This window comes from Kitasatospora sp. Ki12, from assembly GCF_054601375.1.
The window spans coordinates 2,195,183-2,208,844 of sequence record NZ_BAAIHT010000002.1; the positions used below are offsets into that span (position 1 = coordinate 2,195,183).

The 13,662-nt window shown below is 72.1% G+C and carries 10 protein-coding genes; 7 read left to right on the forward strand and 3 right to left on the reverse strand.

What is annotated here, in order from left to right; all coding sequences use genetic code 11:
• Window positions 1–12: 12 nt before the first annotated feature.
• Complete coding sequence (locus tag ACYP53_RS27095; protein WP_459649331.1) at window positions 13–1,098, reverse strand: C40 family peptidase; 1,086 nt, start codon at window positions 1,096–1,098, stop codon at window positions 13–15.
• A 379-nt stretch (window positions 1,099–1,477) separates the two neighbouring features.
• Here ACYP53_RS27095 and ACYP53_RS27100 point away from each other — a divergent pair, with 379 nt between their 5' ends.
• From ACYP53_RS27100 to meaB, 3 genes are read left to right on the forward strand one after another with little or no spacing between them, the layout of a single operon-like run.
• Window positions 1,478–3,346 carry a methylmalonyl-CoA mutase family protein gene (locus ACYP53_RS27100; RefSeq protein ID WP_459649332.1) on the forward strand — a complete coding sequence of 623 codons (1,869 nt, stop codon included), beginning with the start codon at window positions 1,478–1,480 and terminating at the stop codon, window positions 3,344–3,346.
• Complete coding sequence (gene scpA, locus ACYP53_RS27105; RefSeq protein WP_459649333.1) at window positions 3,343–5,598, forward strand: methylmalonyl-CoA mutase; 2,256 nt, start codon at window positions 3,343–3,345, stop codon at window positions 5,596–5,598. The genes ACYP53_RS27100 and scpA overlap by 4 nt, the downstream gene beginning before the upstream one ends.
• Before the next feature lie 17 nt (window positions 5,599–5,615).
• Window positions 5,616–6,608, forward strand: coding sequence for a methylmalonyl Co-A mutase-associated GTPase MeaB (gene meaB, locus ACYP53_RS27110; RefSeq protein WP_459649334.1), 993 nt, complete (start codon window positions 5,616–5,618; stop codon window positions 6,606–6,608).
• An 82-nt stretch (window positions 6,609–6,690) separates the two neighbouring features.
• Here the strand turns inward: meaB and ACYP53_RS27115 are convergent, their stop codons facing one another.
• Complete coding sequence (locus ACYP53_RS27115) at window positions 6,691–7,293, reverse strand: superoxide dismutase (RefSeq protein ID WP_459649335.1); 603 nt, start codon at window positions 7,291–7,293, stop codon at window positions 6,691–6,693.
• 298 nt (window positions 7,294–7,591) lie between these two features.
• On the opposite strand from ACYP53_RS27115, the gene ACYP53_RS27120 reads away from it, so the two are divergent.
• Entirely contained in the window at window positions 7,592–9,862 is a 2,271-nt protein-coding gene (locus ACYP53_RS27120) for a M9 family metallopeptidase (RefSeq protein WP_459649336.1), read from the forward strand.
• An 80-nt stretch (window positions 9,863–9,942) separates the two neighbouring features.
• Here ACYP53_RS27120 and ACYP53_RS27125 read toward each other — a convergent pair whose 3' ends face one another.
• Window positions 9,943–10,395: a DUF5990 family protein gene (locus tag ACYP53_RS27125; protein ID WP_459649337.1), complete on the reverse strand. Its 453-nt coding sequence runs from the start codon at window positions 10,393–10,395 to the stop codon at window positions 9,943–9,945.
• A 446-nt stretch (window positions 10,396–10,841) separates the two neighbouring features.
• On the opposite strand from ACYP53_RS27125, the gene ACYP53_RS27130 reads away from it, so the two are divergent.
• From ACYP53_RS27130 to ACYP53_RS27140, 3 genes are all read left to right on the forward strand, one after another.
• The gene (locus ACYP53_RS27130; protein WP_459649839.1) at window positions 10,842–11,915 is read left to right on the forward strand and encodes a cytochrome P450; all 1,074 of its coding nucleotides are present in this window, start codon (window positions 10,842–10,844) and stop codon (window positions 11,913–11,915) included.
• Window positions 11,916–11,981: 66 nt separating this feature from the next.
• Window positions 11,982–12,986: a JmjC domain-containing protein gene (locus ACYP53_RS27135; protein WP_459649338.1), complete on the forward strand. Its 1,005-nt coding sequence runs from the start codon at window positions 11,982–11,984 to the stop codon at window positions 12,984–12,986.
• Window positions 12,987–13,101: 115 nt separating this feature from the next.
• A complete protein-coding gene (locus tag ACYP53_RS27140) occupies window positions 13,102–13,557 on the forward strand; it encodes a DUF6193 family natural product biosynthesis protein (protein ID WP_459649339.1) in 456 nt (151 codons plus the stop codon).
• Window positions 13,558–13,662: the final 105 nt, after the last annotated feature.

A 13,662-nucleotide genomic window follows, 5' to 3' on the forward strand; every position in this document is an offset into this window, starting at 1 on the left:
CGGATGTGCCGGTCAGGCCGGGCGCACCGCGCCCATGTACGGCATCACCGAGATCGGCAGCACCTCGATGTTCTTGCCGGTGCGCGGCGCGTGGATCATCTTGCCGTCGCCGATGTACAGGCCGACGTGGTGCAGGTCGTCGTAGAAGAAGACCAGGTCGCCGGGCTGGAGGTTGGCGCGGTCGACGTGCGGGCCGTCCTTCCACTGCTCCTGGGAGGTCCGGGAGATCCGGACGCCCGCGGCGCGGTAGGCCATGCTGGTGAGGCCCGAGCAGTCGAAGCTGTCGGGGCCGGTCTTGGACCAGCCGTACGGCTTGCCGAGCTGGGCCTGGGCGAACCCGATGATGGAGGCGGCCCGGCCGCCGGCGGCCGGCACCGGGGCGTTCAGGTCGGCGCGCTGGTCGGAGCGGGAAGCCCGGTCAGCGGCGCCCGCCGCGGCGGCCTGCTTGGCCTCGGCCTTGGCCTTCTCCGCGGACTGCTGGGCGTTGATCTTGGCCCGGTCCTCGGCGCTGAGCTTGTTCAGCATCGCCTGGGCCTGGGCCAGCTTGGTCTGGATGTCGCTCTTCTGCGTGGCCAGCTGCTTGCCGACCGAGTCGAGCTCGGCGAGCGTCGCGGTGGCCTCGGCGCGGTCCTGGTCGAGCTTGCGCTGCTCGTCCTGGGCCTGCTTGAGCAGGGCCGCCTGGGAGTCGGCGATCTGGTTCTGCACCGCCGCGCGCTCGAGGTAGCCGGACGGGTCGGAGTCGAGCATCAGCTGGACCGAGGCGTCTATGCCGTTGCTCCGGTACTGGTCGGCGGCGACCGCACCGAGCCGGGTGCGCAGCTCGTTCATCGCCTCCTGACCCCGGACGACCTTCTCCTGGATCTGGTTGGCGTCGCTCTGCAGCTTCTGCTGCTTGGCCTGGAAGCCGTTGTAGCGCTCGATCGCCTGCTCGGCCTGCTCGTTGAGCTGGTCCACCTGCTCCTTGACGGAGGCGACGGTGGGCCCGGGCTCGGCGTGGGCGGTGCCGGAGGCCAGGACCGCGCCGCCGGCCGCCATGGCCGTGGTGAGGACCGCCATGCGGGCCCGGCTCGGAGGGCTGGGCTTGCGACGATTTCCCATGGGCGGTCGGCGCTCCTTCGGGGGAATCCGCGGAGTCCGGGGGGACGGCTTCGCGGGGGCCGGGGACGGGCGAAGGCGGGCAGGGCGAGCAACGGGGGGATGCCGCCCCGCCCACCTTCTACGAAGTAACTTAATAGATGAGTGGTGGGGTTCCGCAATCCCCCTGATCATGGCGCTACGGAGCCATGACGGGACATCGATCGCGTTCCGTGCCATCGGTGTTCACTACGGACGGCGCCGCGCCGACGGTTCACATCGCGTCGATGGCGACCCCGTGGCACTCCCCGCCCCGTGGAGTGCTCAGAATCCGCCAAATCGAGGGAAAGGTCACACGCGGCGCCCCTCCTGCGGCTATGCGAACGGGCGCTAACCTGCGGACATGAAGGTCCCGCCCGAAGGGCTCCCCCTCGCCGCCGAGTTCCCGGCTGCGCACCGTGAGCAGTGGCAGCAGCTCGTCCAGGGCGTGCTGCGCAAGTCCGGTGCCCAGCCCGAGGACGGCGCCGCCGCCGAGCAGGCACTGACCACCAAGCTCCAGGACGGGCTGACCGCACGCCCGCTGTACACCGCTGAGGACACCGCGGTCGACCCCGGCTACCCGGGCTTCCCGCCCTTCGTCCGCGGCGGCCGCCCGCAGGGCTCCGCCGTCGCCGGCTGGGACGTCCGGCAGCGCCACGCCGACCCGGACCGCCGGCGCGCCAACGAGGCGGTCCTGGCCGATCTGGAGCACGGTGTCGGCTCACTCTGGCTGGAACTGGGCGGCGAGGCCCTTCCGGTGGACGCCCTGCCCGAGGCCCTGACCGGGGTGTACCTGGACCTGGCCGCCGTGGCACTCGACGCCGGACCCGAATTCACCGACGCCGCCGCGCGGTTGTTCGCGCTGTACGAGCAGCGCGAGGTCTCCCCCGCCTCCGCCGCCGGCAACCTCGGCGCCGACCCGCTGGGCCTGCAGGCCCGCACCGGCGACACCGCCCGCACCGACGCGCTGCTCGCCGAGGCCGCCGTACTGGCCGCCCGCTGCGCCGCCGGCTACCCGAACGTCCGGGCACTGACCGTGGACGCCCTGCCGTACCACGAGGCCGGCGCCTCCCCCGCCCAGGAACTGGGCTGCTCGCTCGCCACGGGCGTGGCCTACCTGCGCGCGCTGACCGCCGCCGGGCTCTCCGTCGACGAGGCGCTCGGCCAGCTGGAGTTCCGCTACGCGGCGGACGCCGACCAGTTCCTCACGATCGCCAAGTTCCGTGCCGCGCGCCGCCTCTGGGCCCGCGTCGCCGAGGTCTCCGGGGCGTCCACCGAGGCCTCCGCGCAGCGCCAGCACGCCGTCACCTCCCGGGTGATGATGACCGCCCGCGACCCGTGGGTGAACATGCTGCGCACCACCGTGGCCTGCCTGGCCGCCGGGGTCGGCGGCGCCGACGCCGTCACCGTACTGCCCTTCGACAGCGCGGTCGGCCGGCCCGACGCCTTCGCCCGCCGGATCGCCCGCAACACCCAGGCGATCCTGCTGGAGGAGTCCCACCTGGCCCGGGTCATCGACCCGGCCGGCGGCTCCTGGTACGTCGAGCAGCTCGGCGAGGAGCTCGCCCGGGCCGCCTGGGCCTGGTTCCAGGAGATCGAGCGGGCCGGCGGGCAGCAGGCCGCGCTGGGCTCGGGCCTCGTCGGGGAGCGGATCGCCGCGACCTGGGCGGAGCGGTCCGCCAAGCTCGCCAAGCGGCGCGAACCCATCACCGGCGTCAGCGAGTTCCCCCACCTGGACGAGCAGCCGCTGGTCCGCGAGCCCGCCCCGGCCGTGCCCGGCGGCGGCCTGCCGCTGGTCCGCCGCGCCGAGGCCTACGAGGCGCTGCGGGACCGCTCCGACGCCGCGCTCGCCGCCACCGGCGAACGGCCGAAGCTGTTCCTCGCCTCGATCGGCGGCGCCTCCGCGCACACCGCCCGCACCACCTTCGCGGCCAACCTGTTCCAGGCTGGCGGCATCGCGACCACCGCGCTGGAGTCCGTCGACCCGGCCGCGTTCGCCGAGGCCTTCACCGCCTCCGGCGCCACCGTCGCCTGCCTCTGCTCCAGCGACGCCCTGTACGGCGAGCACGCCCCGGCCGTCGCCGGCGCCCTCAGGGCGGCCGGTGCCCGGAAGGTGCTGCTGGCCGGCCGGCCCGGCGAAGTACCCGACGGCGTGGACGAGTTCATCTACGCGGGCGGAGACGCGGTCGCCGTCCTGACCTCCCTGCTGGACCTGATCGGAGTGGCCCGATGATCCCTGACTTCACCGGAATCGGGCTGGACGGCGACACCGCCGGCGACGCGACCGCTGCCGACCTGACCGCCGACACCACCGCCGATGTGACCGCCGGCGTCACCGACGCCCAGTGGCAGGCCGCCTGGCGGCAGTCCACCGGCAAGGACGTCGACGAGCTGGTCTGGGACACCCCCGAGGGCATCGGCGTGAAGCCGCTGTACACGGCCGACGACCTGGCCGGCCTCGACTTCCTGGAGACCTACCCGGGCGTCGCCCCGTACCTGCGCGGGCCGTACCCGACCATGTACGTCAACCAGCCGTGGACCGTCCGCCAGTACGCGGGCTTCTCCACCGCCGAGGAGTCCAACGCCTTCTACCGCCGCAACCTCGCGGCCGGCCAGAAGGGCCTCTCCGTCGCCTTCGACCTGCCGACCCACCGCGGCTACGACAGCGACCACCCACGCGTCACCGGCGACGTCGGCATGGCGGGCGTCGCCATCGACTCCATCTACGACATGCGCCAGCTCTTCGACGGCATCCCGCTCGACCGGATGTCCGTCTCGATGACCATGAACGGCGCCGTGCTGCCCGTCCTGGCGCTGTACATCGTCGCCGCCGAGGAGCAGGGCGTACCGCCGGAGAAGCTGGCCGGGACCATCCAGAACGACATCCTCAAGGAGTTCATGGTCCGCAACACCTACATCTACCCGCCGCAGCCGTCGATGCGGATCATCTCGGACATCTTCGCGTACACCTCGCAGAAGATGCCCCGGTACAACTCGATCTCCATCTCCGGCTACCACATCCAGGAAGCCGGGGCCACCGCCGACCTGGAACTCGCCTACACCCTCGCCGACGGGGTGGAGTACCTGCGCGCGGGCCTGGAGGTGGGCCTGGACGTCGACGCCTTCGCGCCGCGGCTCTCCTTCTTCTGGGCGATCGGCATGAACTTCTTCATGGAGGTCGCCAAGCTGCGCGCGGCCCGGCTGCTCTGGGCCAAGCTGGTCAAGCAGTTCGACCCGAAGAACCCCAAGTCCCTGTCGCTGCGCACCCATTCGCAGACCTCCGGCTGGTCGCTCACCGCCCAGGACGTGTTCAACAACGTCACCCGTACCTGCGTGGAGGCGATGGCCGCCACCCAGGGCCACACCCAGTCGCTGCACACCAACGCCCTCGACGAGGCGCTCGCCCTGCCCACCGACTTCTCCGCGCGGATCGCCCGCAACACCCAGCTGCTACTCCAGCAGGAGTCCGGCACCTGCCGGGTCATCGACCCGTGGGGCGGCTCCGCCTACGTCGAGAAGCTGACCAACGACCTCGCCGCCCGCGCCTGGCAGCACATCCAGGAGGTCGAGGCCGCCGGCGGCATGGCCAAGGCCATCGACGCCGGCATCCCCAAGATGCGCGTCGAGGAGGCCGCCGCCCGCACCCAGGCGCGCATCGACTCCGGCCGCCAGCCGGTCATCGGCGTCAACAAGTACCGGGTCGAGAGCGACGAGCAGATCGACGTCCTCAAGGTCGACAACTCCGCGGTCCGCGCCCGGCAGATCGAGAAGCTCCGCCGCCTCCGCGAGGAGCGCGACGAGACCGCCACCCAGGACGCCCTGAACGCGCTCACCCGGGCCGCCGAAGCCGGCCCGCAGCGCGGCGGCTCCCTCGACGGCAACCTGCTGCACCTCGCCGTCAACGCGGCCCGGGCCAAGGCCACCGTCGGCGAGATCTCGGACGCCCTGGAGAAGGTGTACGGCCGCCACTCCGGCCAGATCCGTACCATCTCCGGTGTGTACCGAGACGAAGCGGGCCCGTCGGCCTCCCTCCAGCGCACCCGCGACCTGGTCGAGCGGTTCGAGCGGGCCGAGGGCCGCCGGCCCCGCATCCTGGTCGCCAAGATGGGCCAGGACGGCCACGACCGCGGCCAGAAGGTCATCGCCACCGCCTTCGCCGACCTCGGCTTCACCGTCGACGTCGGCCCGCTGTTCCAGACCCCGGCCGAGGTCGCCCGCCAGGCCGTCGAGGCCGACGTCCACATCGTCGGCGTCTCCTCCCTCGCCGCCGGCCACCTCACCCTGGTGCCCGCCCTGCGCGCCGAGCTCGCCGCCGCCGGCCGCGAGGACATCACCATCGTCGTCGGCGGGGTCATCCCCCCGCAGGACTTCGACGCGCTCTACGAGGCCGGCGCGGCAGCCGTGTTCGGCCCCGGCACGGTCATCCCCGACGCCGCGCACGACCTGCTGACGGCACTGGCCGCCGAACTCGGCCACGAGCTGTGAACCGGGGTCGCTGAAGGATGCCACCCCGGACGATCGACCTCGACAGCTACGCGACCGGCGTCCTCGACGGCTCGCGCGCCTGGATCGCGCGAGCCGTCACCCTCGTCGAATCCACCCGGCCCGACCACCGCGTGCTCGCGCAGCAGCTGCTCCAGCGGCTGCTGCCGCACGCGGGCGGGGCGGTCCGGGTCGGCATCACCGGGGTGCCCGGTGTCGGCAAGTCGACCTTCATCGACTCCTTCGGCACCATGCTCACCGGGCTCGGCCACCGGGTCGCGGTCCTCGCCGTCGACCCCACCTCCAGCCGCACCGGCGGCTCCATCCTCGGCGACAAGACCCGGATGGAACGCCTCGCCGTCGACCCGCACGCCTTCGTCCGCCCCTCCCCCACCTCCGGCACCCTGGGCGGCGTCGCCAAGGCCACCCGCGAGTCCATGGTCGTGATGGAAGCGGCCGGCTACGACGTCGTCCTCATCGAAACGGTCGGCGTGGGCCAGTCCGAGACCGCCGTCGCCGGCATGGTCGACACCTTCCTCCTCCTCAGCCTCGCCCGCACCGGCGACCAGCTCCAGGGGATCAAGAAGGGCGTCCTGGAACTCGCCGACGTCATCGCCGTCAACAAGGCCGACGGGCCGCACGAACGCGACGCCAAGGCCGCCGCCCGCGAACTCGCCGGCGCCCTGCGGCTGCTGCAGGCCCCCGACGCCGCCTGGACCCCGCCCGTCCTGACCTGCAGCGGCCTCGACAACACCGGCCTCGACGTCCTCTGGGAACGCCTCCAGCAGCACCGCAAGGTCCTCGACGCCACCGGCGCCCTGGCCGCCAAGCGCCGCGACCAGCAGGTCGAATGGACCTGGGCCATGGTCCACGACCAGCTCTACGCCCGCCTCCACGAACACCCCGAGGTCCGCCGCCTCGCCCCCGACCTGGAAGCCCGGGTCCGCGCCGGCACCCTCCCCGCCGGCCTCGCCGCCCAGCACCTCCTGGACGCCTTCTTCGGCGCCCCCTGAGCCCGGGCACGAGGGCTGGAAACGACGACAGGCCCCGGACCGCCCGACCGGTCCGGGGCCTTCGTGTCACCTGATGGGGTGATCAGACGCTCTTGACGGCCGCGAAGCGGGCCGACACGTCCTGCCAGTTGACGACGTCCCACAGGCGGGTGACGTAGTCGGGGCGGACGTTGCGGTACTGCAGGTAGTAGGCGTGCTCCCAGGCGTCGAAGGCCAGCAGCGGGGTGGTGCCCTGGCCGACGTTGCCGTGGTGGTCGTAGACCTGCTCGACGATCAGGCGCTGCCCGAGCGGCTCCCAGGAGAGGATGCCCCAGCCGGAGCCCTGGACGCCGGTGGTGGCGGTGGTGAGCTGCTTCTTGAAGGCCTCGAAGCCGCCGAAGTGCTCGGTGATGGCGTCGGCGAGCTCGCCCTCGGGGCGGTCGCCGCCCTCCGGGGAGAGGTTCTCCCAGAACAGCGAGTGCAGCACGTGGCCGGACAGGTGGAAGGCGAAGGTCTTCTGCAGGCCGACCAGGCCGCCGAACTGCTCCTTGTCGCGCGCCTCGGCGAGCTGCTCCAGGGTGTCGTTGGCGCCCTTGACGTAGGCGGCGTGGTGCTTGGAGTGGTGCAGCTCCAGGATCTCGGCCGACATGGCCCGCTCGAGCGCGGAGTAGTCGTACGGGAGGTCGGGAAGCGTGTAGGTGCCCATCAGGACACGGCCCCTTTCGGCGGGTTGAACGATGCTGATCGTGCCGGGACAACACTATTGCGTATGACTTGCAGGAACGAAGCATGGGCTCCTGCTTATTCCTCACACCCCGTCGGGCACACTGGTCGCAGCAGCCGGCATCTCAGAGCGCGGGCCCGCACCGAGGCCTGACAACAAATCCGTTCCCGGGGGCTTCCCTTCGCGTCAACCTGTGTGCCATTTTACATGTCACACATCAGGAACCCGTGCGCCCCAATCACCGCACGACGACCCTCAACGGCCCCGGAGGCCCCCACCCATGCGTCCCTTCCGGATAGCGAAGGCGAACGCGCGCAGACTCCCTGCGCTCGGCGCCGCCTTCTTCCTCGCCCTCGGACTCTTCGCGCCCCAGGCCCACGCCGCCCCCGCCCCCACCCCGTCGGGCAAGCCGGCCGCGCCCGCCGCCAAGGCCGCCGCGCCGCGGGCGATCCCCGTCCCCAAGTCGCCCGACACCCCGAAGGACGCCCGCCCGCTCGCCTCGGACCCGCAGGCCAAGGCCACCGCCCCGACGGCGGGCAGCACCGTCGGCGCCCGGACGGCGAAGCAGCTCTCGGCCGCCGCCAACGCCTGCGACGTCTCCGCGTTCACCGGCAACTCCGGTGCCGCGCTGGTCCAGAAGGTCAAGGCCGCCGGACTCGACTGCGTCAACACGCTGTTCACGCTGACCGGCAACGACGCCAAGGCCGCGTTCAACGAGGCCCAGATGGTCAGCGTCGCCAACGCCCTGCGCGACACCGCCGCCACCTACCCCGGCGACGACTCCACCGCGGCCGGCGAGCTGGTGCTCTTCCTGCGCGCCGGCTACTACGTCCAGTGGAACCACCCGGACGTCGTCGGCGCGTACGGCACCACCCTGCAGACCGCCGCCCGCGGCGCGCTGGACGCCTTCTTCGCCACCCCGCACAGCAAGGACGTCACCGAGGCCAACGGCGCCACCCTCGCCGAGGCCGTCACCCTGATCGACAGCGCCCAGGAGAACGCCCGCTACACCGGCGTCGTCAAGCGGCTGCTGACCGACTACACCCCGTCCTGGTCCGGCTCGATGGCCGCCGCCGTCGCCAACACCAAGACCGTCATCGAGCGCGGCTTCGACCTGCCGGCCTTCACCGCCGCGCTCCAGGCCGACCCGTCCTTCGCCACCACAGTGCAGTCCTTCGTCACCCGCAACAGCTCCCAGCTCAACGGCTCCGACATGGTGACCGGCATCGGCATGGAGCTCGGCAACCTGGTCGCCAACACCGCGCTGCGCGCCCAGGGCCGTCCGATCCTCAAGGACCTGATCAACCGCTACCCGCTGGTCGGCAACACCGGGCCGCTCACCATGAACCTGCTCTGGTTCGCGGAGAACAAGGACGCCGGCAACTGCTCGTACTACGGCACCTGTGACGTGCCCACCCGGCTCGTCCCGCTCGTGCTCACCGTCGACCACACCTGCAACGCCAACCTGCGCATCCGCGCCCAGGACATGACCGCGCAGCAGCTCGCCGACACCTGCACCAGCCTGGTCAACCAGGACGCGTTCTTCCACAAGCTGGTCAAGGACGGCGGCCCGGTCGCCGACGACAACAACACCAGCCTGGAGGTCGTCGTCTTCGACGACTACTACAACTACAGCCTGTACGCCTGGGAGATGTACCACATCGCCGTGGACAACGGCGGCATGTACGAGGAGGGCAAGCCCAACGCGGCCGGCAACCAGGCCCGCTTCATCGCCCACGAGGCCTCCTGGCTGCGCCCCCAGTTCCAGATCTGGAACCTCAACCACGAGTACACCCACTACCTCGACGGCCGCTACGACTTCTACGGCGACTTCGACGCCGGCATGACCACCCCGACCATCTGGTGGGTCGAGGGCCTCGCCGAGTACGTCTCCTACAGCTACCGGGGCGTCCACTACGACGACGCGGTCACCCAGGCCGGCAAGGGCACCTACGCGCTGAGCACCCTCTTCGACAGCACCTACGACAACGCGGACTCCACCCGGATCTACAACTGGGGCTACCTGGCCGTCCGTTACATGCTCCAGTCGCACCCGCAGGACGTCGACGCCCTGCTCGCCAAGTACCGCGTGGGCGACTGGAACGGCGCCCGCACCATCCTCAAGACCACCATCGGCACCCGCTACGACGCCGACTTCGCCACCTGGCTCAAGGCCTGCGCCGCCGACAACTGCGGCTCGCTGCCCACCTCCCAGGCGCCACTGTGCACCGCCGCCGACGCCCGGCAGTACGACAAGAACTGCCGCCGCGACAACGTGGCCGCCACCACCGGGAACTACAGCTACAGCTTCCTGTACCTCCCGGCCGGCGTGCAGCAGCTGACCGTCACCACCAGCGGCGGCACCGGCAACGCCGACCTCTACTACAACGGCGGCGCGTGGGCCACCACCGGCTCCTACCGGGCCAAGTCCACCGCCGGCGGCAACGGCGAGACCCTCACCATCGCCAACCCGCCGTCCGGCTGGGTCTACTTCAGCCTCTACGGCCAGCAGGCCTTCAGCGGCGTCACCGTCACCACGACGTACAACTGACCGCCCCTGCACGACCGGTACCGGAGGGCCCCGCGGCGACGCGGGGCCCTTCCCGTTTTCCCCACCTACGCCACACCCGCCTACGCCGGCGACCAGGTGACCAGCGGGGGGCGGACGGCGGCGCACAGCGGGTGCCCCTTGACGTCGGTCAGGCCGAGTCGGGCGACCAGGAGGCCGGTACGGGCGGCCTCCCGGGCGGTGTCCCGGTCGATCTCCTCCAGCAGCAGCTTCGCCCGGCGGAACATCGTCCAGTCGCCCCCGTCCCTCGCCACCCAGTTCAGGTAGACGAACCGCCCGCCCGGGCCGCCCTGGACGTACCGCCCGCTGATGTCCACCCCGCCGTCCGGCAGCGGCTTCGTCGCGCACTCCAGTGACCAGCCCGCCCGCGCCGCGTCCCCGGGTTGCGGGTCCAGCAGCTCGCCCGGCTTCCCCCGGCGCTGGACGGCGACGTGGACGTCCCGGTACTCCGGGTCGCCCGGTGTGGCGCCGCACTCACGGCCGGGCAGGTCGGTGGCCTCGATCCTCAGCTCCATACCGCCATGTTCCCCCATCCACGGACGTGCCGGGGCGGGGTTATAACAATTCCCCCAAATATCGGCCGTCAATATTGCGAAGAGATGCGATCAACGGCTGTCCGAGGGGTGTCAAATCGTCGAACGGTCGGTTATGGTCCAGGGACGGATGAAGCGCATCCGGAGTCCGCCAGCGGAATTCCGAATTCGCCTCACGATCGAGGTGCGACTGCCGTGTCGCGCCCGAAACCACGGAAATGGGGACAGCCATGAAGATGTTCAAGGCGATCGTCAAGAAGTTCAAGAAGGACGAGGACCTCGCCGCCCACGCGTGGGTCCTGCACGTCATCTGACGCACCGTCGCCGGGCGGGGGCGCGGCGCGGCCGAGCCGCCCCCTCCGCCCGGCGACGCGGCGCACTACGCATGTCATCGCCATTCCGATAAAGGCGGGATTCTCGTGGAAGAAATGGCGCCGGCCGCCGTGCTCGGCCATTCCCTCGTCTATGCCCCGAGGATCCGGGACCTGCTGGAGCGGACCGAAAAGGTATTCCGGATCGACGCCACCACGGTCGGCGTCTCCGACCACCGGCTGACCGCCGAAATCGTCGCGGCGCGCCCCGTGCTGTCCACGGAGCGCTCGGTCTACAAGCCCGCCGCGGGAGCCGACATCCCGCACGACAGCGCGACCCGGACGATCCGGGCGCTCGGGCAGGACGTCATGGCGGGCATCCGGACGCCGCCGCCCCCGGCCCGCGGGCTGTCCGGCGCCTGGCCCTACGCGCCCACCTCCTACCTGCGCCGCTGGCTCTTCTCCTCCGACCCCCTGCCGGTCTCCCTGCTGTCGAAACGCGGCATCACGCGCTCCGACGCCCTCTCCCGGATCGTCGACCGGGCCGTCACCGTCTGGCCGGGCCCCGGGGGTGGGGATGGGAACGGGGCCGGGTCGACCGCACTGGCCGAGCTGATCCGCGGCGCCTCCGACCCCCTGGACCGCAAGCAGGCCGTCGCGATGTACCGGCGGGCGACCGCCACCCTCTGCGACGGCGTGGCCGCACTGGCCGGCAACGCCCTGTGGCTGCTGCGGCAGCACGGAGGCCGGGAGACCGCCCCCGCCGACCCCACCTCCGCCCTGTGGGAGACCCTGCGCCTGCTGCCGCCCGCGTGGATGCTGTGGCGCACGGGCGGGGAGGCGTACACCGCGCTGCACCCCGAGATCCGCCCCACGGACGACGTGGCGCTCTTCCCGCTCCTGATGCACCGCGACCCGGACCACTGGTCCGACCCGCTGGAGTTCCGGCCCGAGCGGTGGGCCGGGGTCGCAGACCCGGAGAAGACGCCCGCGTTCATGCCCTTCGGCTTCGACGGCGCGCGCTGCTGGGCCAAGCACCTGGTCGTCCCCCTGGCCGAGCGGCTGCTGACCGTCGCCTTCGACAGCGGCCTCGTCATCCGCGGCCCGCGCCACGACGCACCCGTCCCCCTGCGCTCCCTGCTCTCCGTACGGTTCGAGGCGGCGACACGGTTCGAGGCGGCGGGGAGATGACCCGGCGGCAGCGGGCGGAGACCGCCGGCCGCGAGCACCGAACACCCTGACACCACGGGACACATCATGGAATCGCCCACGCTGGCCGACTGGGTCGGCGACATCGAGACCTTCACCGGCCGCCAGTGGCAGCGCGAGCCCGCGGTCTTCACCCCGGAGGCCCTCGCCCCGCCGTTCGACCTCGACGCGCTGGACGCCGCCTTCGACGGAGGGTTGCTGCGCACCCCCTACCTGGAGATGGTCCGCTCCGACAAGGTGACCGTCCCGACCGAGGCCTACACCACCTCACGCGTGGTCAACGGCGTGACGCACGAGGGCTTCGCCGACCGCGCGAAGGTCATCGAGCGGTTGCGCGCCGGGGCGACGCTGCTGCTGCGGTGCGTCGACCAGTGGCACCGCCCGACGGGCGAGCTGGTGGCCCGGCTGTCCGAGGAACTCGGCCGGCGCGTGGAGGCGTTCTTCTTCCTCACCCCGGCCGGCGGCCAGGGCCTCGCGGTGCACCGCGACGACGCCGACGTGTTCGTCCTCCAGGCGGCCGGACGCAAGACCTGGTACGTCCACGACGCGCCGGCCGCGGCGGACTGGTCCCTGGGAGAACTCCCGGACGACGAACGCTCCCCGCAACGCCTCCACCGCGTCCTCGAACCCGGCGACCTGCTCTACGTCCCGCGCGGCTTCGCGCACCGTGCGGTGGGCGCCGCCGGACTGTCCGCCCACCTGTCGCTCACCATCCGCGACCTCTCCCTGCAGGACCTGCGGACGGCCCTCGCGCAACAACTGGCCGAAGGGCCGGCCCTCCCGGCCCGCCCACTGGGCCAGGCCGCGATCGCCGACGCCTGCGGCACACTGCTCGGCCAGGCCCGGGAGCGGCTCGACACGATCGGACCGGAAGACCTGCTGCTCGCCGCCCGGGCCGCGTCGCTGCCGCCCGCGACGCCGACCCGGCCGGAGAGCTTCGCCGAGACGGCCCGGGCCTGGGAGACCGGCGGGCCCGGCACCGGGCGCCCCGGGCTGGGGTCCGTCGGCCGCACCTGGCGCCGACTGCGCGCCACGGCACGCGCCACGCACTGACCCCCGACCCGCCGACCGGGGCCAGCGGGTCGGCGGGCTGGCCCCGGTCAGTGGCGGCCGATCATCGGAGCTGCTGGTGTTCGATTCCGGGAGGGGCCAGGGCAGACTCTCAGGCATGCGATCCGACGATCTGAAGGACCTTCCGCCCAAGCCCGTCATGCTGGACGTCGCCGCCGCCCGCGCGATCGGACCGGAGGCCGCTGCGGAGGCCAACTGGCAGAACAAGATCCGGGCTTCGGAGTGGCGCAAGCTGGCGAACGGGCGCGGTCCCGGCAGCGCGATCGACGACCAGCTGCGCCTGCTCCGGGCCGTGTACGCCGAGCCGAGGCTGCGCCGGCTCTACCTCTGGACCAGCCACTACACCCTGTGCTTCAGCCTGTCGACGCACTGGCCGTGGACCCATGAGGGCATCCCGTTCACCGACCCGATGGGGAACGGGATCTACCGCGTCCGCCGCCCGTTCAGCCTCGACGTGCTCGGCAGCCCGACCAGCCCCGAGGAGGCCGTCGCCCTGGTGGTCGAGCACCTCCCGCCGGACCTGGGGCCGCTCTTCAACCGGCCCGAGGGCTGAACCCCGGCCGGACGCCACCCGGCCGGGGTTCGAGTGCGCCGTTCCTGTGGCACCGGCCTGTACCGAGGGTCACGATGGAAGCCCGGCCACCGCCGGTCCCGGCCC

Excerpts from the sequence above, each read along its gene's own strand:
- ACYP53_RS27095 (WP_459649331.1), bottom strand. The coding sequence starts at position 1,098 with ATGGGAAATCGTCGCAAGCCCAGCCCTCCGAGCCGGGCCCGCATGGCG.
- ACYP53_RS27100 (WP_459649332.1), top strand. The coding sequence starts at position 1,478 with ATGAAGGTCCCGCCCGAAGGGCTCCCCCTCGCCGCCGAGTTCCCGGCT.
- scpA (WP_459649333.1), top strand. The coding sequence starts at position 3,343 with ATGATCCCTGACTTCACCGGAATCGGGCTGGACGGCGACACCGCCGGC.
- meaB (WP_459649334.1), top strand. The coding sequence starts at position 5,616 with ATGCCACCCCGGACGATCGACCTCGACAGCTACGCGACCGGCGTCCTC.
- ACYP53_RS27115 (WP_459649335.1), bottom strand. The coding sequence starts at position 7,293 with ATGGGCACCTACACGCTTCCCGACCTCCCGTACGACTACTCCGCGCTC.
- ACYP53_RS27120 (WP_459649336.1), top strand. The coding sequence starts at position 7,592 with ATGCGTCCCTTCCGGATAGCGAAGGCGAACGCGCGCAGACTCCCTGCG.
- ACYP53_RS27125 (WP_459649337.1), bottom strand. The coding sequence starts at position 10,395 with ATGGAGCTGAGGATCGAGGCCACCGACCTGCCCGGCCGTGAGTGCGGC.
- ACYP53_RS27130 (WP_459649839.1), top strand. The coding sequence starts at position 10,842 with ATGGCGCCGGCCGCCGTGCTCGGCCATTCCCTCGTCTATGCCCCGAGG.
- ACYP53_RS27135 (WP_459649338.1), top strand. The coding sequence starts at position 11,982 with ATGGAATCGCCCACGCTGGCCGACTGGGTCGGCGACATCGAGACCTTC.
- ACYP53_RS27140 (WP_459649339.1), top strand. The coding sequence starts at position 13,102 with ATGCGATCCGACGATCTGAAGGACCTTCCGCCCAAGCCCGTCATGCTG.